At 43.0% G+C, this 23169-nt stretch carries 19 protein-coding genes and 1 tRNA gene; 11 read left to right on the forward strand and 9 right to left on the reverse strand.

Annotated elements, in window-relative coordinates:
- Window positions 1-86 precede the first annotated feature (86 nt).
- Window positions 87-1373 carry a serine--tRNA ligase gene (gene serS, locus FE785_RS04040; RefSeq protein ID WP_138564545.1) on the forward strand — a complete coding sequence of 429 codons (1287 nt, stop codon included), beginning with the start codon at window positions 87-89 and terminating at the stop codon, window positions 1371-1373.
- A gap of 92 nt (window positions 1374-1465) precedes the next feature.
- Here serS and FE785_RS04045 read toward each other — a convergent pair whose 3' ends face one another.
- The gene (locus FE785_RS04045) at window positions 1466-1780 is read right to left on the reverse strand and encodes an MGMT family protein (RefSeq protein WP_138564546.1); all 315 of its coding nucleotides are present in this window, start codon (window positions 1778-1780) and stop codon (window positions 1466-1468) included.
- Window positions 1781-1898: 118 nt separating this feature from the next.
- Here FE785_RS04045 and FE785_RS04050 point away from each other — a divergent pair.
- The 3 genes from FE785_RS04050 (at window position 1899) to FE785_RS04060 (ending at window position 3740) form a co-directional block, all read left to right on the forward strand.
- A tRNA-Ser gene (locus FE785_RS04050) sits at window positions 1899-1989 on the forward strand.
- A 189-nt stretch (window positions 1990-2178) separates the two neighbouring features.
- Window positions 2179-2973: a motility protein A gene (locus FE785_RS04055; protein ID WP_138564547.1), complete on the forward strand. Its 795-nt coding sequence runs from the start codon at window positions 2179-2181 to the stop codon at window positions 2971-2973.
- Window positions 2970-3740, forward strand: coding sequence for an OmpA/MotB family protein (locus FE785_RS04060; RefSeq protein ID WP_138564548.1), 771 nt, complete (start codon window positions 2970-2972; stop codon window positions 3738-3740). The genes FE785_RS04055 and FE785_RS04060 overlap by 4 nt, the downstream gene beginning before the upstream one ends.
- A 202-nt stretch (window positions 3741-3942) precedes the next feature.
- Here FE785_RS04060 and FE785_RS04065 read toward each other — a convergent pair whose 3' ends face one another.
- A complete protein-coding gene (locus FE785_RS04065) occupies window positions 3943-5520 on the reverse strand; it encodes a GGDEF domain-containing protein (RefSeq protein ID WP_138564549.1) in 1578 nt (525 codons plus the stop codon).
- A gap of 263 nt (window positions 5521-5783) precedes the next feature.
- Between FE785_RS04065 and FE785_RS04070 the strand changes: the two genes are divergently transcribed.
- Both FE785_RS04070 and FE785_RS04075 read left to right on the forward strand, forming a co-directional pair.
- Entirely contained in the window at window positions 5784-6665 is an 882-nt protein-coding gene (locus FE785_RS04070; protein ID WP_168188906.1) for an ABC transporter substrate-binding protein, read from the forward strand.
- Window positions 6666-8672: a putative bifunctional diguanylate cyclase/phosphodiesterase gene (locus FE785_RS04075; protein WP_168188907.1), complete on the forward strand. Its 2007-nt coding sequence runs from the start codon at window positions 6666-6668 to the stop codon at window positions 8670-8672.
- A 100-nt stretch (window positions 8673-8772) separates the two neighbouring features.
- Here FE785_RS04075 and FE785_RS04080 read toward each other — a convergent pair whose 3' ends face one another.
- The 5 genes from FE785_RS04080 to FE785_RS04100 form a co-directional block, all read right to left on the reverse strand.
- Complete coding sequence (locus FE785_RS04080) at window positions 8773-10935, reverse strand: PAS domain-containing hybrid sensor histidine kinase/response regulator (RefSeq protein WP_138564552.1); 2163 nt, start codon at window positions 10933-10935, stop codon at window positions 8773-8775.
- Between the two features lie 122 nt (window positions 10936-11057).
- A complete protein-coding gene (locus FE785_RS04085) occupies window positions 11058-11615 on the reverse strand; it encodes a heme NO-binding domain-containing protein (RefSeq protein WP_168188908.1) in 558 nt (185 codons plus the stop codon).
- A 206-nt stretch (window positions 11616-11821) separates the two neighbouring features.
- Window positions 11822-13090 carry a hypothetical protein gene (locus FE785_RS04090; protein WP_138564554.1) on the reverse strand — a complete coding sequence of 423 codons (1269 nt, stop codon included), beginning with the start codon at window positions 13088-13090 and terminating at the stop codon, window positions 11822-11824.
- 52 nt (window positions 13091-13142) lie between these two features.
- Window positions 13143-14711 carry a midas domain-containing protein gene (locus FE785_RS04095; RefSeq protein WP_138564555.1) on the reverse strand — a complete coding sequence of 523 codons (1569 nt, stop codon included), beginning with the start codon at window positions 14709-14711 and terminating at the stop codon, window positions 13143-13145.
- 186 nt (window positions 14712-14897) lie between these two features.
- The gene (locus tag FE785_RS04100; RefSeq protein ID WP_138564556.1) at window positions 14898-15572 is read right to left on the reverse strand and encodes an RluA family pseudouridine synthase; all 675 of its coding nucleotides are present in this window, start codon (window positions 15570-15572) and stop codon (window positions 14898-14900) included.
- Window positions 15573-15680: 108 nt separating this feature from the next.
- Here FE785_RS04100 and FE785_RS04105 point away from each other — a divergent pair, with 108 nt between their 5' ends.
- On the forward strand, window positions 15681-16163 hold the full coding sequence (locus FE785_RS04105) for a low molecular weight protein-tyrosine-phosphatase (RefSeq protein ID WP_138564557.1): 483 nt from the start codon (window positions 15681-15683) through the stop codon (window positions 16161-16163).
- Between the two features lie 87 nt (window positions 16164-16250).
- Here the strand turns inward: FE785_RS04105 and rne are convergent, their stop codons facing one another.
- A complete protein-coding gene (gene rne, locus FE785_RS04110) occupies window positions 16251-18944 on the reverse strand; it encodes a ribonuclease E (protein WP_138564558.1) in 2694 nt (897 codons plus the stop codon).
- Window positions 18945-19783: 839 nt separating this feature from the next.
- Between rne and FE785_RS04115 the strand changes: the two genes are divergently transcribed.
- Both FE785_RS04115 and FE785_RS04120 read left to right on the forward strand, forming a co-directional pair.
- A complete protein-coding gene (locus FE785_RS04115; protein ID WP_138564559.1) occupies window positions 19784-20722 on the forward strand; it encodes an RluA family pseudouridine synthase in 939 nt (312 codons plus the stop codon).
- Window positions 20723-20774: 52 nt separating this feature from the next.
- On the forward strand, window positions 20775-21446 hold the full coding sequence (locus FE785_RS04120) for an HAD-IA family hydrolase (RefSeq protein ID WP_138564560.1): 672 nt from the start codon (window positions 20775-20777) through the stop codon (window positions 21444-21446).
- A gap of 25 nt (window positions 21447-21471) precedes the next feature.
- Here the strand turns inward: FE785_RS04120 and FE785_RS04125 are convergent, their stop codons facing one another.
- Window positions 21472-22113 carry a Maf family protein gene (locus FE785_RS04125; protein ID WP_138564561.1) on the reverse strand — a complete coding sequence of 214 codons (642 nt, stop codon included), beginning with the start codon at window positions 22111-22113 and terminating at the stop codon, window positions 21472-21474.
- Window positions 22114-22430: 317 nt separating this feature from the next.
- Between FE785_RS04125 and FE785_RS04130 the strand changes: the two genes are divergently transcribed.
- Both FE785_RS04130 and rpmF read left to right on the forward strand, forming a co-directional pair.
- Window positions 22431-22964: a YceD family protein gene (locus FE785_RS04130; RefSeq protein WP_138564562.1), complete on the forward strand. Its 534-nt coding sequence runs from the start codon at window positions 22431-22433 to the stop codon at window positions 22962-22964.
- A gap of 27 nt (window positions 22965-22991) precedes the next feature.
- Window positions 22992-23168, forward strand: coding sequence for a 50S ribosomal protein L32 (gene rpmF / locus FE785_RS04135; protein ID WP_138564563.1), 177 nt, complete (start codon window positions 22992-22994; stop codon window positions 23166-23168).
- Window position 23169 lies beyond the last annotated feature (1 nt).

Genomic DNA, 23169 nt, shown 5'->3' on the forward strand with positions numbered 1-23169 from the left:
TCTTCTATAAGCCAGATAAAGCTTAAAGTAAAATTTTATAAGGATGACAGCAAGAAAAACTCTTGCTAGAAAACTGGAATACAACAATGTTAGACGCCAAACTCTTAAGAACAGACTTACAGACCGTTGCCGAAAAACTGAAAACGCGTGGTTTCACTCTTGATACTGCGCAAATTGAAGAACTGGAAGCGCAGCGTAAAGAGTTGCAGACCAATGCTCAGAACCTGCAAGCGGAACGTAATGCCAAATCCAAAGGGATCGGTAAAGCCAAGGCGCAGGGCGAAGATATCGCACCGCTGTTGGCTGAGGTGGAAAGCCTGAAAAGTCAGTTGGAAGAAGCGGAGCAGGCGGCTAATGAAGTACAAGGTAAAATCGAAGAGCTTTATGCGCATATTCCGAATCTGCCGCATGAATCGGTACCGGTTGGTCAGTGTGAAGACGATAACGTCGAGTTGCGTAAGTGGGGAACACCTAGAACGTTCGATTTCGAGGTGAAAGACCATGTTGAGTTAAGTGAAGCGCGTGGTTGGTATGACAATGATGCCGCCGTCAAGGTAACCTCATCGCGTTTTTCCGTTTTGAAAGGCTCTATGGCCAAATTGCAGCGCGCGCTTACCCAGTTTATGCTCGATACTCATGCCGAAAACGGCTACGAAGAGGTCTATGTGCCTTATATCGTCAATCAGGATAGTTTGCGCGGTACCGGGCAGCTGCCTAAATTTGAGGAAGATCTTTATAAATTGGGCAAGCATGAAGAGCATGATACCAATGATCGTGACCTATATCTTATCCCGACAGCCGAGGTTCCGATTACCAACCTGGTACGTGACGAGATTATCGATGAAGACTGCTTGCCGATTAAAATGGCAGGGCATACGCCATGTTTTCGTTCCGAAGCGGGTTCTTACGGCCGTGATACACGTGGTTTGATTCGTCAGCACCAGTTTGAAAAAGTCGAAATGGTACAAGTGGTTCACCCTGACCAGTCTTATCAGGCGTTGGAAGATCTAACCGGTCATGCCGAAATGATTTTGCAAAAACTGGAATTGCCATATCGTGTAATGACTTTGTGTTCCGGCGATATCGGTTTCTCGGCGGCCAAAACTTATGACTTGGAAGTCTGGCTACCGGGCCAGCAAGCTTACCGCGAAATTTCTTCATGTTCAAACTTCGAGGATTTTCAGGCTCGTCGTTTAATGGCGCGTTTCCGGGCTAAAGAGGGTAAACCGCAATTGGTGCATACTTTGAATGGTTCCGGTCTGGCAGTAGGGCGTACTTTGGTCGCTGTGCTGGAAAACTATCAGAATGCCGACGGTACCATTACCGTACCAACGGCACTGCGTCCATATCTGGGTGGCGCAGAGGTTTTATAAGCCAGCTTTCATGGCAATAAAAAAGCCCGCATTAAACGGGCTTTTTTTTTCGCTAATTTATATATTGAGCTGCTGTCGAACTTTATCGAGTGTTATGAAAAATCAAAAAAGCAGTGCTCTAAATCGACAACTTTGTTGTCTTTGATTTCAATGCCTTCCGAGCGCAACAATTCAATCTTTTTTGCTTCTCCTAAGGCAAACTTGCCAATACGACCATCGCTGTTAATGACCCTGTGACAGGGAACGCTGATTAAGTCAGGATTAGCGGCCATTGCACTGCCTACTGCTTGATAGGCTTTAGTATTCAAAGCATTCGCCAACGCTTTATAGGTAGTGACTTTGCCTTTCGGAATTTTTTTTAAAAGCTGCCAGCACTGCTGGTTAAAACTTAAATCTTTGTTTTTCATCTATTTTATATATTTCGATTAAACCATGGCCAAATTTTATAATAAATTTTGTAAAAAAAGCGTTTAAAACGCCTTGCAAAATCTCCATAGCCCTATATAATACGCCACATCAAACAAAGGTGGACTGGCTGAGTGGTTGAAGGCGGCGGTCTTGAAAACCGTTGTAGGTTTGTAGCCTACCTGGGGTTCGAATCCCTAGTCCACCGCCATATTTCAAAAGAACCCGCGATCATGCGGGTTTTTTTATGTCTCCGAAAACGTAATATCAATAAGTTACGTGTATTTTTCCTGTTTTATTGTCCTTGTTGTACTTTGACAGCTTAAAGTTTTATGAGTAAATTGATGTATAAAGTTAATTACCAATTCTTGGTATCTTTCTAGACAAGGAATATTCCTTAATGCATATATCAAAATCAGCCCTAATCGGCTTCCTGTTGGGCATATCTCTTTTTACTTCTGCAATTATTTTAAATACTAATAATTTTTTTATGTTCTTCAGTTTGTCTAGCCTTCTGATTGTTTTGGGAGGGACCCTTGCATCAGCGATGATGTCCTATGAAGGGCGAAATGTATTATTGGCATTGAAAGAATTAGGTTATACGCTAATCGCATCAAAGGTAAATCCTAATACTTTATATAAGGATGTTGGAACCTTGATCGATTGGTCAAAAATTGCCAGGCAAGAAGGAATTGTAAGGCTCGAGAACACTATTATGATTCCAGAGCATGAATTGAATTTTCTGAAACAGTCATACCTTTACTTGGTCAATGGCTACTCGGGGGATAAGTTGAAGAATCTAATGTTGCATCAGCAACAATACATTTATGAACGAAATCTTGTCCAAGCGAAAGTGTTGCTTACCATGGCTTCTTCGGCACCAGCTTTTGGAATGGTAGGTACTTTGGTTGGGTTGATTATTATGCTCAATAGCATGGAAGGCGATTATTCTCAGATGGGTACTGGGTTAGCGGTAGCTTTGCTTACAACCTTGTACGGCGTTTTATTGGCCCAATTACTGTTTAAGCCTGCGGCAAGGAAAGTTGAGCAAAAACAAGATTTGGAATTTTATCGAAATCAGATTCTTATCGAAGGTCTTACGCTTTTATCGGAAGGAGCGTCCCCTCTTATTATTGAAGATGCGATGAATGCATATATCGAACCGAGATACCAATTTAATAGAACAGAACGATGAGACATAAAAGTACAGTCACATTTCAAAACAAACAGGCAGAAGAGACAAAAAACCAAGGTTTTTTTCAGCCTGTTTCTCCTGTAAAAAAGAAAAAATTAACTGAAGAAAATGACGACTGGCTTATTACTTACTCCGATGCAGTGACATTATTGTTGGCTTTTTTTGTATTAATCCTGTCAGTTTCTGAAATTAGCCAAGAAAAATTCGAATATATCACCCAAGGAATTAATAAAGAACTATTGGAGAGGGAAAATTATAAATCGCCATTAAATGACCTTCATGAAAGTCTTTTTTTTGTTTTCAGCAGTAATAATATTAATCCTGATGAGGCTTTAACTAAGGGTGATAACTTCCTTAAAATCGAATTACCAAGTGAATTACTCTTTTCAAGTGCATCAAGTGAACTAAGTGAAAAATCAAAAACGCTGCTATCCAATATAGCTGATCGAATAAAGTTATTTCCTCTGGATAACTTTCGCGTCGAAATAGAAGGCCATTCAGATGATGAACCCATTCACACGACTCGATTTCCATCTAATTGGGAATTGTCTTCGAGTCGTGCTATTTCCGTACTGAAAGTCTTTATTCTCCGAGGTGTAGACAATAATAAACTTAAGGCTGTTGGTTATGCGGATACAAGACCAAAGGTTCCTAACAGAGATGTAAATGAGAACCCTATACTTGAAAATCAGAAAATTAACCGAAGAGTTGAGATTATGATAGTTAAAGAGTTTAACCAGAAAGGGGATATGAACTTCTATTTATGAATTGGAATTTTCAAAACAGACACATATTAGATCAAATCAATCCGGGGTATGCTAAGAAGTTAGGTTGAGACTGTGTGAATGCATAAATACAAAGAGGGATAAATATGTTTATATTGAAAACATTTTTTTCAGTCTGTGTAATGCAGTAGATAGATTTTGCGATTTCAACGGCTGTAGAACCTTTATGTGATTTGTCGAGGGATTATTCTGCGATCACTATCTGATTGCGGCCGTTATGTTTTGCCTGGTAAAGTGCTTTATCCGCTTTTTCGCAGAACTCTTCTATGCTACCGTGTGCGGCGGCAATACCTATACTGGCCGTAATATTGAATTGATTATCGGAGTTTGGGGATTCGATTACGGCATGACGAATATCTTCTAAAATGCGTTTTGCGATTTTCTCGGCACTTTTAATATCGGCATCAATCAATAACATGGCAAATTCCTCACCGCCGATACGGGCAACAATATCCTGTTGGCGGCGATGTGAGGAAAGCATATTGGCGAATTTAATCAGGGCGGCGTCACCGGCGGAATGGCCATAACGATCATTTATCTGTTTGAAATTGTCAATATCGAACATTAAAAAGCTGCTGTGGGATTGTTCCCTGTTTGCCTGACTGAGTACCGTTTTAGCCTGTTCAAGAAAACCGCGACGATTTCTGACTTGGGTGAGTTGGTCAATCAAAGCCTGTTGAGCCAATAGTTGATTACTTTTGTGAAGTTGTTGGGATAGTTTGCGGAACTTAAAAATAATCAGTGCGGCGATGAGCAACAGCAGAGCGCTGCCCAGTGCGATATTTATTGCCAAGGTGTAGTTCGGTTTGAAGTCCGCCTCAAAAAGAAAACCTTTCAGGCCGGCATCTGCCTGAGTCATATTCAATTGTTGGTAACTGTTGGCGATAAACTGCCATCGACCAGGATTCATATGGCCTACCTGAACCAGTTCGGGCATAATCAGTTTTTTCAGCGTTTGCGCCTCAAAGCGCAGGTGGTCAAGCGTTTTCTGCGGTGCATATTGATTATGGATGAGTTGCACCGTCTCTTCTATATTATCCAGTGCGTATTCCCATCCTTTTAAGGTGGCGGCTTTGAAATGTTCCACCAATTCGGGCTGGTTTTTGGCAAAGGTTTGGCTGGTAATGAGTACGTCGCTATAAAAGTTGATGCCGTATTCACGCGGATTGATAAGGTTGTATTCAATGCCTCGCTGTTTTAGGTAATAGGGTTCGTTGGAGATATAGCCGTCATAGGCGTCCGCTTTGTTGTCGATTAGGTCTTCAATTCGGTAGCTGGTATTGCGAATATCAAGCTGGTCGATATCAATCCCTTCATGCTTGAGCATAGTGAGTAGTTCAGCGCTCTCAGGGGGCGGCATAATCAATAGACGTTTATTTGCCAAATCAATCGGGCTACGGATATTGGACGATTTGAGCGATATCCAGACGATTGGCGAGGTTTGCATAATTGCGGCGACCGCCACCACCGGTTTACCTTCCATGCGGTCAATCACCACTCCTGAACCGGTAATGGCGAAATCCACCTTACCTTCAAGGACATCGTCAATCGGTTTTAGCGAGTTCGGACCGCCTTCAATCAGTTCGACATCCAATGCATAATTAGCGTAATAGCCTTTTTCTAAAGCCATGTAGTAACCGGCGAATTGAAACTGGTGTAGCCAGCGTAGTTGTACCTTGATGGATTCTGCCGCTTGTGTGTTTGGTAAGAAAAATGCAGTGGCAATAATCATTAAAACAAAACGTCGAACGGAACTAGGCATATTAGGTCTTTGAAATTTGCATCATGTATACTCAGTCATTTAACCATAACTATTGGAAATAGTCAGTATATATGGACTGAGTTTAACTTAGAGGGCTATTACGTATCAATAATGGATGCAAACTCGAATGGGGTGACGATGCTCTCCTGAATTTTGAAACTTACCTTATTGACTTATCTAGTAATTTTTTATGTTATTCTCTTTCTAAAAGAGTATTTTGGACTGAGATTTTATTTCTATTGGCTGGCTTAAAGGTGGTGGATGTGTTTAAAAAACTGGCAATATTTTTATCATTATTGTTCTCGCTTACGGGGTGTTCGCAGAATGAATACAGTCAATTAAAAATTTCAGCAACCACTTGGGTCGGCTATTCGCCACTTTTTTATGCGAAAGAGAAAGGCTGGTTGGACGATTTGAATATCAAATTACTCCATGTTGTTTCCCTTAGTGAAAATATGTATTTATTTGAGGCTGGCAATGCTGATGCTTATGTGGGCACTCAGTATGAGTACAGTCTGTTGATTGAAAAAGATCCTTCACTAATGCCTGTTATGTTGTTTGACCGTTCTTATGGCGGAGATATCATTTTGAGTAATGTCTCGTTGGCGGAATTGCAAAACACGTCAGAAACCATTGATGCTTATTTGGAGATGGATTCAATTAATAGCACTTTATTGAAGGATTTCATTCCTCACTATGGGCTTGAAGGTAAAAAAATCCAGTATATCAACCGGGATCAAGCCACCTTGTCGTCTTTAAAGGCCGGGGAGTTATCACGCCCGAGTTTATTGGTGACCTATACGCCCTATGACATCCAGCTGGAAAAACAGGGATTTGCAGAGGTCGCTTCCACTAAAGATGGCTTGAATCTTTTGGTGGTGGATGCGTTGTTTACACGTGAATCTTCTCTGAATAAACACCGTAAACAATTTGAAGAGCTAAAAAAGTTGGTTAACAAGGCCACAGAAGCGCTCAAACAAAATCCACAAGAATTCTATACAACAATCAAGCCTTATATGCTAGAACTCAGTTATGAGGAGTTTGTGCAATCCCTTGATAGTATTGTTTGGATCAACAGTGGCATAAGTCCTGAACTTGAAGAACGTATTCAGGAACTAGGCTTTCCAATTAGAGGGTTGATTTAAGTGCGCTTGAGCATCAAACATTTCATGATAATCAACTTATTGACCATATTGGTCATCCTCTATGCAATTTTCGCAGATTATTATCAAGAGCAGAAAAGCCATACCGCTGAGGTTATTCTGGGCAGTTTAAAAGATGATATGTCGGAAATCAGTTATTTGCTGTCTAAGCAGATAGTAGACAAGAAAATGGTTCGAACCACTCGTTCTTTGCTGGATAGGGCAGTGTCAAACAATGACTTTATTAAGGCGATTATGATTCTAGATGACCAGAAGGTTTTACTGACGACTGACCCAAGATACCGAAAAGTTCCAGATAAAAAAAATGTATTTCTTGATCCAGATTTGAGCGCAGAAAATATATTGCTGGACCATGTCGGGTTTGAGGGGACTATTAGATTTTATAAAGGAAAAGATCTACAGAAACTAACGCTGGTATTTTTATTTGATCATCAAGAGGCGGCGGCTTTCTTAAATCAAAACAGTTTAAAATTTTTGCTGTATTTTGGCTTGTTGCCCGGTTTGATTATCCTTGTGATGTGGTTATTGATGATTCGCTACATTATCAAACCGTTGGAACGTTTACGTCAATATGCCTATTACCAGAGTGAAACACCAAGTGTTTTCAATCTCAAAGAGCTTGAATATATTCGCAGCTCAATGGCTCAGACTTTTTCACGTTTAGATAGTGAACAAAAAGAACTTTTTAACTTAGCTAGAACTGATTCTTTGAGTGGGTTGGCAAATCGTCATGCTTTAAATGAGAATCTAAAATGTTTGATTGCTGATGCTGCTCGAAAAAATTATGAATTTGCGTATTTGTTTTTGGATTTAGACAACTTTAAAGCGGTGAATGATGCTCTTGGTCATAATGTTGGTGATGAGTTATTGCAACAGGTCGCAGGAGTAATCTCAGAGGTGCTTCGAACCAATGATTTTGTGGCTCGTGTTGGTGGCGATGAGTTTGTCATAGTTTTGCATGACTACGAGTCTTTAAGCGAGATTTCAAATATATTGGAAAGAATTCAAAGTCGTTTAAATGTTCCGTGGATCATTCAGGGACACCCAATAAAGATTACCAGTAGTATCGGTATAGCGCTTTATCCAAAGGACGCTCAAGATATGATTGGGTTAATGAAATCTTCAGATATTGCTATGTATGAAGCCAAGAAGCGAGGCCGCAATCAGCATTATTTTTATACTGAAGAGTTAAATGTTACGGTGCAAAAAAATATAGCACTGGATAAAGCAATGCGGCAAGCTCTGGAAGACCATGAATATCATTTGTATTACCAACCTAAAGTGAATCTGCTGAATGGAGATATCATCGGCCTAGAAGCGCTGATCAGATGGTTTAGTCCTACTAAAGGAATGATAATGCCTGATCAATTCATTCCTTTGGCGGAGGAAAATGGTTTTATTTTAGAGTTGGGAAAATGGGTGTTACAAGAAGCTTTTCGTCAACAGAAAATATGGCAGCAACAAGGAATGGATCTGCATGTGTCAGTCAATGTAGCCACAAAGCAACTTTTGGATAATCAATTCGAGTCTTTATTAGAACATCTTGTTAAAGAAACAGGTGTTGATCCAAATAAGATTCACTTGGAAATCACTGAATATTTATTTATGGACCAAAACGACAAAAACCTAAATCTAATGAAGCGCTTGCGTAGTAAAGGCTTTTCAATCTCTCTGGATGATTTTGGTACGGGTTATTCCTCCTTGTCTTATTTGAAGACATTTCCTATTAGTGAACTCAAAATAGATAAAGCTTTTGTTCGGGACTATAATACGCCAGATGGCGCTGTTTTCTTAGAGACCATTGTAAAGATGGGACAGACTCTGAAATTGCAAGTGATTGCAGAAGGGGTGGAGACTGAAGCGCAGGCAAGGTATCTTAAAAAGATTGGTTGTGAATGTTATCAAGGATATTTATGCTCTAAACCTTTACCAGTAAAAGAACTAGATACTTTTTACCTTAAGCATAAGTCTTGTATGTTAGAAGATTAAGGTTTATTTATACCATTCATTTTTTAATGAGTATTAAAAGGCTTGCAGAGCGCAGTCAATATTGTTTGCGATATTCAATGTTGTTCTCGTGGGTAGATAATCAAACAATCTTTTTTATCAATTCCGCTAGAACATCAAAGTCAATGGGTTTGGTGATGTACTCGGAAAACCCTGAAGCTTTGCCTTTAGTAATATCATTAGGCATGGCGTTGGCAGTGACTGCGAAAACAGTAATATCCTTTGTAATGTCGTCTTTTTTGAGTTGCTTTAGCACCTCATACCCATCCATTCCCGGCAAATTGATATCCAATAAAACAAGATCGGGTTTGTGTGTTAAAGCCAGCTGAATGCCTAGTTCCGGCCGTTGTGCAGTTAGTAATTGGAGTTTCGTCTCTTTTTCAATAAAAGACTTCATTAAACTGATATTTGAAGGGTTGTCTTCAATATAGAGAACGGTCTTTTCCAGTCCTATTTTGTAGTCGTTGTGAGCGTTGCTTTGAGTATGTTCGGGTTGATAGTCAAGGGTTTTTTCAAGAGGTAATTCGATCCAAAAGCAACTGCCTTGATTCAAAGTGCTGGTAACGCCTATTTCGCCGCCCATAATACTGATTAGTTTTTTACTCAGGGATAGGCCAATTCCTGTTCCTTGTATCGCTAGATTTTCACGACCTAAGCGGTCGAACGGTTTAAATAAAAGCGGAATTTGGTTTTTATCGATTCCCATGCCGTTATCTATGACATTGAGGCGTATGTGTTCAGCTTTAATGTCTGCTCTAAAGACAACAGTACCATTGTCATGGTTATACTTAATCGCATTCGAGAGCAGGTTAATAAGTACCTGTTTGAGTCGGCTTAAATCGGCTCTGACGTAAACTCCATCCAGGTTGTGACATTCAATTTGAATGTTCTTTTTGCTGGCCAGAGTCTTTAAGAATGCAATGCTGCTGTCGACGGCAGAGCTTAGTTTGACAGGCTTGATAGAAATACTTAATTTACCGGCATCAATAGCGCTTAAGTCCAAGATGTCATTTATAATGGTTAAAAGATGTTTGCCGGCGTTATGAATGGTTTGAATATCTTCTTTATGTTGCGGTGAAGTTTCTGGATCACGTTCGAGTAATTGACTAAATCCGATAATTGCATTCAAAGGCGTTCTCAGTTCATGAGACATATTGGCAAGAAACTCTGATTTCGAACGACTTGCTTCAAGAGCTTGATCCCGCATTTCGACCAGTTCTTTTTCCAATGCTTTTTTGTCAGAGATGTTTTCAATCAGTCCAAAAACCTTGGTCAACTGACCGGCTTCATAAAGAGCAATACCTTCAACTCGTACCCAAAGCTTGTTTTCTTTAAATGTGATAATTTCAAGCTCTTCGCTAAAGCTTTCGCCCTTGCTAATGGCATTGCGAATCGCAGTATCAATCGTTTTTGCGTTTTCACCATATTTGAAGAAGCTTATAAATCGATCAGTATCCATTTGCATGTCCTGCGGAGTTTCAAGAATCTGACTGCAGGTATCGTTCCAATTGGTTTTACTTTGATCTTTTAGGTCGATTTCCCATAAGCCGACATTGATCGAATCAATAACCTCTTTTACTTTAACGGCTTCAGTGGTTAAAAAAGCGAATTTAGTATGGTATCTGTAGAGAATGGCAACCGCTAAGAAAAAGCTTATTAAGATGACTAGCCGGCTAAACCATAAAAACTGCTGCGCTTCCGAATATTCCTTTTCGACGGCTAACTTAATTTCTACTAAGCGTTCATTAATTCGGTTTTTGAGAAAGTTAAAGGATTCCAAAGCGAAAGTATCGTCGACCTTAACTAGTTTATCGATTTGCTCACTGGTACGGTTTTTATTAATCAAACGTTTGACGGTTTGGTATTGAGAATAATACTCCTCTATGGTCGCGTGAATATTTGATAAGTGGAGTATGTCAGTGTCGACCTTAAGTTCATATTGAAGCAGTCTCAATGAATTCTCTAGGTTGGTATAGTTCTGTTCAATTTTTGCTCCGTAGGTATCCAGGTCTTGACGAATCACCAGGTTTTTAAAGTTGTGAATAAAGCCGCCATAGCCCATTGCGCCTTGAATGTCTATCATCAGGCGGTCTAGCTGATTACTGCGTTCGGCATAACTTAACCAGGATTTTTCAACTTCATTAAATTTTCTTTCGCTTTGAATACTGAAAATTGCAGCAATCAATAACAAGACTATAGCTAATGCCAAAGGAAGGAATTGATATTGTTTTAGTGAGGGAATCATGCCGTGTTCTTTAAGTTGACTTGGTTTGTATTTTAACAGTAAAGATTACCTTTGAGATCAACGTTTAACGGCGTTTTTGATTTTTGAATTACAAAGCGAGAGCGCTGGAACGTGCTTGGTGCTTACCGGCGTTTAATGGTAAATTTGGAGAAGGTGTTTTGCGGGTCATCGTTAATCGTCATGCTGAGCTCAAGCGGTTCGTCAAAGAAATGGATGCAGCCAGACAGCAAGCCTTTAACAAAGTGATGCAGTTTCATCTCCGAGCTGTAGATCAGGGTGATTTGGTCGTCTTCACGCTCAATACCAAAACGTGGAAACTGTGCATTCGGATAGATTTTCTTCAACTCGGTAAAATGCATGATATTGAGTTGTTCGACGAAATCGAACACATTGTCATTAAAGATAGGGCTTTCTTTATCATCATAGATTTCTCTAAACTGCGTCACTAGGCTGGTAAAGGCATAAAAACCGTATTTGTACCAGAGTGAGTTCATTTCAATATCGGTCTTTGCAGACAGGTGTTGCAACATTTCTACCAGTACAGCAGGGTTGTAGGTTTCTCCGGCGCAAAAACCACCGTCATTGGGGAATTCACCTTGTAACAGAATGTAATCCAGTGTTTCGTAACCAAATTCATTTTCAACGAATTCGTTAAAGGTTGTAAAAATAACGCCTCTCAAAATGACTCTCTTTTTATTGGATATTAAACGCAGTAGGCTAAATCAAGTTACTAATGATACTGACCGTAAATTGATATTTTATGCTAAATACATGCGGAGTTTACGCTAAAAGGGTGATTTAGATTTAGATAGGTTTATTGAAACTTGTCCGTGGACATAAAAAATCCCGCATAAAACGGGATTTGGATTTTAATTTAAGGTGTTGATTATTTCGCTTTATAGCTATACGGCTGAGGGTTTTGCGCTTTATCGAGTAAAACCTGCAATGCCTTTTGCATACTGATTATTTGCTGTTGCAAAATCGACTGCTGTTCTTTCAGAGCCTGCAGTTCTTGGCTGACAGTAGCGGATGATTTTTGTTGCGCTTTACCTAAGCGGCCTTCAATCGCTTCCAGAGTCTTGCTTTGTTTACGAATCAGCCAGCTGATTCCATTAAGTTTTTTCACCTGTTCCGCAGTCAGTCCCGAACCGGCGATAGTCGCGCTATCCGGGTCTACAGTGGTTTGTTTATCGCTACTTTGCATCTGTTGTTGTAGAGCCTGCTGTTGAGCACTGACTTTTTCAACCAGTTCACGAAGTTTGGCCAACTCTTGTTTGCTCACCGCATTCTGCATTGCTGTATGGCTATGACGGGCAATCGCCTCATCAATAACCGGTTTTACCGCTTCGGCAATGGCTTGGTTGTCCAGCGTCTCAGCAACGCTTGGCATCGCTTGAGAAGAGATTATTTCATCAGCCATGGTTTTCTCTTCAACTGCTGTATTTTGCGGTTCGGTTGTTGTTGACGCCTCTAGCGCTGTCTCGCTGTTTTCGGTGACAGTATCCGTGACACTGGTGATTGTTGTTTCGTTCTTGTCTACCGCTTTTTTTTCAGCCTCCGTCATCTTTTCAGGGGGTGTTGCGGTTGGCGCCATGGTTACTGTGTTTAGCATGCTCACCTGTTGTCCCAGGGTTTCCACCACCGCGGCAAGTTCATCAATTTTAAGCGTGATTTTTTTGGTTAAGAGAGTGGTTTCAGTGGTGATGATATCAAGCACCTCGCCTTTAAACTGTGCCTGCTGTTTTTGCATCGCATACATCTGATAGCTGACTACGCCGATGGCGATCGCACTCATGACAATGGCTGCGCCCATCATGACCGCAAAGCTGGTTTTAGCGGCTTGAAAGTCTTTGGCGGCATTACGGACAGATTGGCGCCAATTAAAATTGGATTCATTCAATTCCAGCGCTTGCGCTTTAAGTTGTTCGGCTTGTTTGATTGAGGTCTGCGCAGCCTTATGACTCTGCTCAGCTGCCGCTTGTGCTGTTTTAGACGCTTCTAAAACAAGCAGGTTGGCATCTGCGCTGGCATTGTCAGAGGTTTTTTGCGCCTGTTTGACTTGTTGATTAACTTTTTCCACCGAAGATTCTAGTTCCTGGGTGGACTCTTCAAGTTGTTCAACTTCTTGTAAAAGGTCGTCAACAATTTCACTCATTGGTTTGGCCTATGTTTCGCATAAATTTAATCAGCTGGGTTAATCTGTCTACTTAATCGGCTTTCAATTCAGCAATTCGTGTTTTGATGCTGTCATTGACCGATTTCAGTTGCTGGTTCTTTTCTTGGATTTGACTAATCTGTTGAGCGATGTCATCAGCACTGACATCTTTTTCTAAACAATTCAAATCCACACTGTATCCTGCTTTTTTTGCCGCTTCAAATGCGCGTTCCGCGGCGGCAAAGGTTGCCTCTATGGCTTTTTGCGTCTGTTCGGCTGAGGCTTGTGCCTGCTTTGAGGTTTCCAAAGCCAAGTTATTAGCTTGACGAGCGGTCTGCTTGACCTGTTGGGCAATTTCTTGAATGGATTGATCGATATCAATCGATTCTTCCATTGCCGAGACCGATTGCGCCGTCTGCTCAATAATCGCCAAATCCTCATCGCTAGCAGTGTTGTCGCTGTTTGCCTCGGTCGCAATAGCATTTGTTGCAGCAGGTGTTTCTGCGTCAGCACTATTGTCATTAACACCATCAAGCTCATCAATATTATCCATTTCAGATGCCGCTTCATCCGTTGGCGTTTCGACTTCGCTGGCCGCTTCGACTTCATCTAGCTCTGGAAGCTCATTCATGTCGTCCATGTCATCGATATCGGCCATCATTGCCGCTTCATCGGTGAAATCACCAGTTTGGTCGCTGTCATCAATGATTGAACCGGCATCGCTGGCTTCTGCGATATCCGCCGCCAGGTTTTCATCGAGCTCAAGGTCTTCAGTTTCGGTTATGCCGGTTTCTGCTGCGTCGCTAGCGATATCCTCAACGGTGGTTTCGGCAGATGCGCTGTCATCAGTCATTGCCGCCATCATCGCATCCAAGTCGTCATCGGCGGATTCAACGGTTTCAGCGCTTGATTGAGTTTCATTTTCCGCTAAATCCATATTGTCTAAATCCAAATCAGCTGCATCAGGCATGTCAGCAATATCAGTCTGGTCATCGGCGGCGTCAGCGCTTGCAGGTTCTGTATCGTCTGATTCACTATCCAGACCAGTCGTTTCGTTTGTTGTTGCGTTTGTTTTATCGTCCGATGCACTCATCGCGGCCTCAAGTTCGGCAAGGTTTGCCAAATCATCCAGATTGTCCGCATCAGGAACAATTTCATCCACATCGGCCGCAGTTTCTTCTGGGTCTGTGGCGCTTTCGGCTTCACTCAGCAGGGCATCAATATCATCCATTTCTTCGATATCAACACTGGCGGATTCTTCAGCGGGCGCTTCGGAAGCGACATCATTAACTTCAGCCTGTGTTTCTACTTCATCGCCCATTTCTGCCATCAAGGCGTCCAAATCGTCCATATCCAACTCATCAATCGCGCTGTCGTTTTGCTTTTGATCGTTTTCAGAGGTGGTTTCAGCGCTTTGTGAGAGGTCTATCGAGACTTCATCGCCCATGTCATCAGGCAGTTGAATGTCCTCAGCCGGTAAATCGGCAATGGCATTAAGCAGTTCGTCGGCATCGAGAGATGCATCATCCAGCGTTTCGCTCAAGTCTTCTGAGGCATCGTTCATCATTGCCAGCATTTCTTCGGTGGCTTGGTCATCTTTTTCTTGGTCGATCTCTGCCATGACGCTAAATCCTGTTTAGGTTTTGCAGGCTTTACATGCCTTGTAAAGCCAAGAGTTACAATTCAATAGTGGTTCGAAAGCATAAACTGTGCCACTGGTTCGGTATGGTCTATTCGCCGAATTTTCCGGCCTGTAAGAGGTTTATCGGCCGTTTTTCATTAAATAAAGCTGTCAGGTTTTTTGAATTTATACGGATAACGTTAGCATAAACTCAGCAGGGCAGTAAAATGTTTGCCGCTCTTTGCGAGTTGGGTGGGTGATGCTCAGTTCACTGGCGTGCAGCATTAAGCGAGAGCTTTTCATTAGACTGGTGGAATCGGCATAGAGGTTGTCGCCCAGAATTGGATGGCCGAGCATTTTCATATGCAGACGCAGTTGATGTGAGCGGCCGGTTATCGGGGTAAGTTCGATTAAGCAGCGCTCTGCATCTTGTTGCTTGAGTTGCCAAAGCGTCGATGCGTGTTTGCCATGAATGCAATCGATCATTTGCAAAGGTCTGTTCTCCCAGTCGCAACGCATCGGCAGTTGAATTTTACCGGATTTTACCGAAGGCATTCCGGCACAGACCGCATGGTAGCGTTTCTCGGTTTGGCGATCTTGAAACTGGCGGCTCAGGTGGCGGTGAGCATCGCTATTTCTTGCTAGCACCATAATGCCGGAAGTGTCCATATCCAAGCGGTGGACGATTTTCAGTTCGCCGAAAATCGGCTCCAAGTGATAACCGAGGCATTCATATTTATCCTCGCCGCGCCCGGGCACAGACAGTAGTCCGCTGGGTTTGTTGACGACAACGATATCGTCATCGCTGTAGATGATCCAGTTATCTTCATAACGGAACCTTGCAGGGGGTAAAGAGTGCATTTTGATGGCGTGCCTTGTAAACTAAGCGCATATTTTATCTTAATCGTGGCTTTAAATGAGGGCTTTCACGGTTTGAGACAAGTTTATAAATAAGGGTATAGTGAATCAATGAGTAAGGTATCTGTATTATTTGTCTGTCTGGGCAATATTTGCCGTTCGCCTACAGCGCATGCGGTATTTCGTAAATTGGTGATTGATCAAGGTCTGCAACAGCATATCGATATCGATTCAGCCGGTACAGCGGCTTATCATATCGGTAAGCATCCGGATACACGTTCTATGCAAGTGGCGAGAAACCGTGGTATTGAGATGTTGGATCTTCGCGCCCGACAAGTGGATATGGGGGATTTCTATCAGTACGATTATATTCTGGCGATGGATGATTCCAATTACCATAACCTAAGGGAGTTGGCGCTTCCCGAGCATTACGACAAGATCCAGATGTTTTTAGAGTTTGCCTCAGATGAGTTCTCGGAAACGGAGGTGCCTGATCCTTACTATGGTGGCGATCAAGGTTTTGAACATGTTTTTGATTTGGTTGAATCCGCCTCTGAAGGCTTATTGACCCATATTCGTCAGCATCATCTGTAATCCATTGTTAAATGTCACAGATAAAAAAAGCCCCGCTTAAATAATTTTAAGCGGGGCTTTTTTATTGAGCTGTTTAAAACTTAAGTTTTATTCAGCTGGTGATCCACCATCAGAGTTTGAGCTCTCCGCTGGTTTACGGCCACGGTTTGAACGTGAACGTGTATTAGGACGGCGAGGGCGACGCGCACGACGGCGTTGACGCGGCTTATCTTCATCCTGATTGGCAGACTCATCACTGTTTTCCGAGGCAGTTTCATTATCTGCAACCGTTTCAGCTTGAGCTGCTGTTTCGTTTTCAGAGTCAGAAACTACAGGCTCATGAGCGGCTTGTTCAGACGCGTTTTCTTTAGTCTGCGCAACCTTAGCCGGTTCGTTTGTAGCGTCGTTGTCAGCGGCTTCAACTTTGGTATCGGCTTGGCTTTCAACATGGGGTTCAGTTTTGGCCGACTCATCGGAAGATTTCACCTCGGCTGTTTGTTCAACATTTACCGCAGTGTTTTCAACTACCGCTTCATTTGTCTCGACGTTTGTTTCAATGTTGTTATCGACTGGCGCTTGATTATCTTTGTTTTCAGCGTGTTCCGTGCCGGGAGCCGGCGAGTCGATCGACATGGTCGCGGCATTAGCCGGTGCACGACGGCGACTGTTGTAACGGCTGCTACGCCCTCCGCGACGACGGCCGCCACGTTCTTCACGAGGTTTACGTTCTTTTTTCGCTTCGCTTGCCGGTGCATTGCTTTCGGCAGCGTTATCCGCTTGTTGCTCTTGAGGTTGATTGTTATCTAGCTCGTTCGCAGCGGTATTGTTAACGTTTGTATCGCGATCACGACGGTTGCGACGACGACGACGGCCACCACGTTCATTTGGAGTGCTGTCGTTTTGCGCTTTATTGTCTTGATGCTTATCTAGATTGCGGTCTTGATTCTTGTCATGAGCGCGATTCTGTGACTTGTTGTCATCGTTGTCTTGATTGTTATTGCGGTTGTTGCGACGGTTACGACGACGGCCATCATTACGGTTCTCTCCATTGTTGCGGCGGCGCCCGTTATTACGACGATTGCTGTCGTTGCGACCACGTGTTTTCTTTTTGGTCTCTTCTTCGTCATCTTTACTGAATAAAGCGCGCCAAACACGAGCAAATAGTCCCGGTTTTGCCGGTTCTGCTTTAGGTGCCGGTGGTGGAGCTGTCGGCTGAATATTCTGTACAGCCGGCTCTTCTTTAACCTTTGGTTTAACCGGTTCTGCCACTTGTTCCAAGTCTTCGCTGATAATCTCTTTGACTTCATAACTGGCTGCACTACTGGTTTCTTCACCAATACGGGTACGCTCCATCATATACTGCGGAGTTTCCAAGTGTTCATTTGGAACGATCAGGATATGTAGGCTATAGCGGTCTTCGATTTTAGTAATCTGGTTACGTTTTTCATTCAATAGGAAAGTCGCCACATCAACTGGTAACTGAACCGTTACGCGTTTGGTGTTTTCTTTCATGCTCTCTTCTTCAAGTAGACGCAATACTGAAAGACCCAGTGACTCGACACCACGGATTACGCCGACACCGTGACAGCGAGGGCAGACGATCTGTGTCGATTCTTCGATAGAAGGGCGCAGACGCTGGCGTGACATTTCCAGTAGGCCGAAACGTGAGATCTTGCCGATTTGCACACGGGCGCGGTCCGTTTTCACCGCTTCGCGCATTTTGTTTTCCACTTCTCGCTGGTGACGGTTCGAGTGCATATCGATAAAGTCGATCACCACTAGACCACCCAAGTCACGCAGGCGTAACTGACGGGCGATCTCGCAAGCCGCTTCCATATTGGTGTTAAAGGCGGTCTCTTCGATATCACCACCTTTGGTTGCACGGCTTGAGTTGATGTCGATCGCAGTCAAAGCTTCGGTGATGTCGATGACGATTGAGCCACCAGACGGTAGGGTCACTTCACGCTGATAAGCCGATTCGATTTGCGATTCGATCTGGAAACGGGTGAATAATGGAATCTTGTCCTGATAAGGCTTAACTTTATAAACCTGTTGCGGCATAACGTGCTGAATGAAATCACGCGCCTTATGATAGACATCCATATTATCAATAATGATTTCACCGATGTCCTGACGTAGGTAGTCACGAATCGCCAAAATGACGATATCCGATTCCTGGTGGATTAGGAAAGGCGCTTCACGCTGTTCAGAAGCCGATTGAATCGCCTCCCAAAGCTGAATCAGGTAGTTAACACCCCATTGCAGTTCTTCGGTGCTTTTACCGACACCGGCAGTACGGATAATCAATCCCATACCTTCAGGCGTGTCTAGGTCGCGAAGATTATCGCGAATATCGCTACGGTCATCACCTTCAATACGACGAGAGATACCACCGGCTTTAGGGTTGTTCGGCATCATTACCACATAAGGGCCGGCGAGAGTGATTTGCGTGGTCAGGGCGGCCCCTTTGTTACCACGCTCTTCTTTTTGCACCTGAACGATGATCTCTTGACCTTCTTTAAGCACATCTTTAATGCTTAAACGGCCTGAATCCGGTTTTTTGTCAGGGTAGTATTCTTCGGCGACTTCTTTAAAAGGTAGGAAACCGTGTCTTTCAGCGCCGTAATCAACAAAGGCTGCTTCCAGGCTTGGCTCGATTCGGGTAATTTTACCCTTATAGATATTGGCTTTTTTCTTTTGGTGTTGTGGGGTTTCCACATCTAAATCGTAAAGGGTTTGACCGTCTACAAGGGCAATGCGAGTCTCTTCGACTTGGGTCGCATTTATGAGCATTCTTTTCATGCTTGTCTCTTTATGGTTTAAGCTGAACCTTAAGCCTAAGACCGATGCGGGGCAGACGAGAAGCTGCTAAGACGGAGATTGTTAGGGCGGTTTGTTATCACAAATTATCTACCTATCTTTATGTTGTTCAATGACGTGAGGTCATTGTGATAGGTGGCTGTTTTTGGTTAGGCCGTATGCATAACCGGTTGCGTTGTCGCATTCATCTTGTTTTGTGTAACACTGTTATCGAGCAGAATGAGTTTTGTTATTTGAATTTTTTCATTCTGCTCTAGCCGGGTACTTCTAGAATCTGTGGCCTTGCTTCACTCGTGTCACTTAGTTGGTGTCTTACTGCAAGGACAGTAAATCAGAACAACTGTGGTCTGTTTATTGCCCATTTAGTGCTGCACTAACTAAATGTTGCCGTATAACATGAATTTATAGCTTTTTAGGAAAAGCCCGCTTTCGTTAGCGGTTAAACAGCGGTTATACGTATTGTAATCGTCATCTGTATCTTAGGATTATGGCTCAGGGTTTTTAACTAAAAATACAGTCTTTCTAATAAGTTATAGAGTCTGTAGATTAAAAATTCCTGCACATATTCGCGTGCTACGAGTACATTACTTATTTTTATAAGCACGGCAAATATATCACTCATTTTCTATGCATGCAATGACAAGATGGTGATATAAGGGTAAACTGTGCGCAATTTTATTTTTATAGGGTTATAACTGCTCATTCACAACGGGAGATAACCTTGCTATGTTTTTGTTAAATCAGATAAAAGTGTGCCGTTTTAAGGTGAGGTGCAGGGCTGATGCATGGCGTAGATTAAAAGCGGTCAATCAAGGATAAATATGTCAGCAAAAGTGCAGTGGGTTGAAGTTGGTGAGGAAGATGCCGGGCAGCGTTTGGATAATTTTCTGATGCGTCAGCTGCGTAAAGCCCCGAAAAGTCTGATTTACCGCATTATCCGTAAAGGCGAGGTGCGTATCAATAAAGGCCGAGCCCAAGTCAGCACGCGTTTGCAAAATGGTGACGTGGTGCGCATTCCGCCGGTGAAGGTGCCGCCCAAGGTTGAAATTGCTGATTCGCAAATTCCTCAGTCTGAGCTGAAACGCATCGAAGCCAATATTATTTATGAAGATAAGGACCTGTTGGTTGTCAATAAGCCCAGCGGAGTTGCCGTTCATGGTGGTGGCGGTATTTTATTCGGACTGATTGAAGTGTTGCGCGCCTTGCGTCCGTTGGCAAAACGTTTGGAGCTGGTGCATCGTATTGATCGAGATACATCCGGTTGTCTGTTGGTGGCGAAAAAAGCCTCGGTGTTAAAACACCTGCATCAACAGATGCGTGACAACCAATTCGATAAGCGTTATTTGGCAATTGTCACCAATCATTGGCCGCAGGGCGTTAAAAAAGTCGATTTGCCGTTACGTAAAGATCACCTGCCTGATGGTGGTTGGCATGTTAAGGTAGCGCAAAACGGTAAAAGAGCGGTGAGTTTCTTTAAGGTGGAAAAACGCCTCAAGGATGCCGATTTGGTGTCGGTCAAGCTGCAAACCGGGCGTACCCACCAAATTCGCGTACACGCCTTGTCGCAAGGTTGCGCTTTATTGGGTGACGATAAATACGGTAACCGCGATATCAATAAAAAATATCGCCCGTTGGGGATGAAACGTTTAGCGTTGCACGCCCAGTTTTTAGGTTTTACCCATCCGGTGAGCGGTGAAAAGATGTTGTTCGAAGCGCCTTTGTGGCCGGATTTTAATAAAATTATCAAGGCGCTGAGTTGATTCGTTATTGTTGGTGTTCGGCGTGAGTAGAAAGTTAAAAAAGGAATTTATTATGAGTAGTGCTGTAGCCCCTAAAAAATATAAAGCAATTATTTTTGATTGGGATGGCACCTTAATGAATTCCGAAGCGCGAATTGTCGATGCGATACAAATGGCGGCTCGTGAGTGCGGTTTAGAGGTTTTGCCATATGATGTTTCCAAGCAGATTATCGGGTTGAGTCTGGAAAACGCGATTTTAGGTTTGTATCCAACGCTTGATCAGGCAATGGTGGTCGCGATGTCGGAGGCTTATACCCAATCGTTCCTGGAGCAAAGTGATGTCGAAATGGTACCGTTTGATGGCGCCGAGGTGTTGTTGCTGAATTTAAAACAGTCGGGTTTGATCACCGCTATCGCCACTGGTAAAAGTCGCAAGGGCTTGAATGCAGTGCTTGAAGAAACCGGTTTTGGAGTCTATTTTGATATGACTCGAACTCCGGTTGAGTCGGCCTCCAAGCCGGATCCTTTGATGTTGCAGCAGATTTTACAAGAGTTCGATCTCGATGTTTGCGATGCGGTAATGGTGGGAGATACCAGTTTCGATATGGAGATGGCGCAGAATATCGGTATGGATCGAGTCGCGCTGACCCATGGTGTGCATCAAACCGAAGTGTTGCAAGCCTATGAACCGGTGGCGGTGTTGCATTCATTGCAAGAGCTGAATAACTGGTTGCTCGCGCACTGATTCGATTTTGTATAGGGTCTGGCGTCTAAAGTGCTCTAGGTAACGCGTAACCCATTTGATAGAAAATATCGGTCAAAGCCATTAAAGGCAGGCCGATTAGTGCATTTGGGTCACGACTTTCAATTTTCTCAAATAGGGTGATTCCCAAACCTTCCGATTTAAAGCTGCCGGCACAATCCAGCGGCTGTTCCCGATCAATATAATTTTCGATAACCTCTAAACTTAGCTCGCGAAAGTGTACGATGGTGGTGTCTAGGTATTCATAACTGTTTCCCGTTGCAGTGTTCTCCACGACTAGGCCGGTATAAAAAATCACCGCTTGGCCACTAAAGTCTTGCAGCTGTCTAATGGCGTCGGTCCGGTCTTTGGGTTTGCCAACCGGTTTGCCATTGAAGCTGGCGCTCTGGTCCGAGGTGATAATGATGTGTTCACTGTATTGGTTTTGAAAAACCTTGGCCTTACCTTTGGCAAGACGTATTACCATTTTTTGTACCGATTCCCTGCTGTGCGGGGTTTCGTCTATTTCCGGTTTGTCTTGGATAAAGTCCAATTGCAGTTTATCAAGCAGTTGTTTGCGATAGATTGAGGTCGAGCCTAAAACAATGGCCGGTAAAGGCGCTGAGGTGGATTTCAGTTCGCTATTGTTTGGGCTGGGTGTTGGTGTCATAGTCAATCTCGTGTTGTGCGATGGTTAAGGTGTTTTTGTGGAATATTTAACGCATCTTACCACTATTTACCCGAATTTACGGATAAGCGAAACGCTGGGCAAAAGTACGCTTTTTAAAATCAAAAAATCTATTGTGGTGAATCGTGTTGCACACTATTTATAATTGCTTGTTTTTAAATAAAAAAGCTAAAATATGGCGATTGAATTGCGGGTTTGTCGAGACGGAAAATTGCCAGCAGAAACAATCCGCAATTTTTTTAGTTAATTTACGGAGTTTTTTTTGACTTCAAGACACGATACGAGTATGATTCGCGCCTATGTTTAATAAGCTACCTGAACTCATTGACCCGATTTACTCGGTAAATCACAATAAGCGATTTACTGGAAGCGTCAATCAGAGCCGCCTTAAACGTTTGGTTGAAGCGGTTGTCGATGCTGATCGTGAGGTCGAAGTTCAGTTAGATTTTTTTTATGATAAAGCGCTGAAGTTTCCAGCCTTTATTATGAAGCTTAATACCAGTTTGAATTTGCAATGTCAGCGCTCGTTACAAGCATTTGACTTGCCTGTGAATACCGAAGTTAAAGGGGTGTTTACGGAGTCGCTGGCATTAACTGAAGATTTGCCGACGGACGTCGAAGTCTACGAATTGGATGGTGAGAAGGTTTCACCGTTCGATTGGATTGAAGAAGAGCTTTTGTTGTGTGTGCCTTTGGCGCCTATTGATGAAAGCAGCAGTGCACCGGCTTATAAAGCGGAGTCACCGGAAGCAAATAAGAAATCGCAGGGTTTGATCGATGATGAAGCCCAGAAGCCTAACCCTTTTGCTGCATTGCAAGGGTTAAAAAAATAGATTAAGTTGTAATTTTAGGAGATTGCCATGGCAGTTCAAAAAAGTCGTAAAACACCTTCAAGACGTGGTATGCGTCGTTCACATGACGCTTTAAACGCGCCAGCAACGACTGTTGATGAAACAACAGGTGAAGTACACCGTCGTCACCACGTAACTGCAGACGGTTACTACAAAGGCAAAAAAGTCGTTCAAGATAAGGCGTAAT

The organism is Thiomicrorhabdus sediminis, assembly GCF_005885815.1.
GTDB lineage: Bacteria > Pseudomonadota > Gammaproteobacteria > Thiomicrospirales > Thiomicrospiraceae > Thiomicrorhabdus > Thiomicrorhabdus sediminis.